This is a genomic window from Streptococcus suis, assembly GCF_002964045.1.
GTDB classification, from domain to species: Bacteria; Bacillota; Bacilli; order Lactobacillales; family Streptococcaceae; genus Streptococcus; species Streptococcus suis_U.
In genome coordinates, this window is record NZ_POPB01000510.1 from 1 (window position 1) to 311 (window position 311).

Annotated in this window: 1 protein-coding gene; it reads right to left on the minus strand. The window is 36.7% G+C overall.

Annotated features, from left to right (window positions below; genetic code table 11):
• Positions 1–311 (minus strand): DnaA ATPase domain-containing protein (locus tag C1E99_RS12320; protein WP_238146240.1); only part of this gene is annotated, 311 nt, incomplete at both ends.

Here is a 311-nt window from a genome sequence, read left to right on the forward strand (position 1 = left end):
GAGTGATTTCACTGGTTAACCCCCATTTGAAACGTGTTACTAGTCTTTCTTCCAAATTGTCTAAGTGATCGGGATTACGGTCGCTTGTGAGTACAATCTGCTTATTTTTTTCATGAAGCGCATTAAAAGTATGGAAAAATTCTTCCTGTGTTGTTGCTTTATTACGGAGAGACTGAATGTCATCAATTAGAAGTAAGTCCAGATTGCGATAGGTTTTTTTGAAACTTTCCATATCATTGAGACGGAGGTGTTCTAAAAATTCATTGATGAATGTTTCCGATGAGACATATTTTATCCTTGCCTGGGGATTA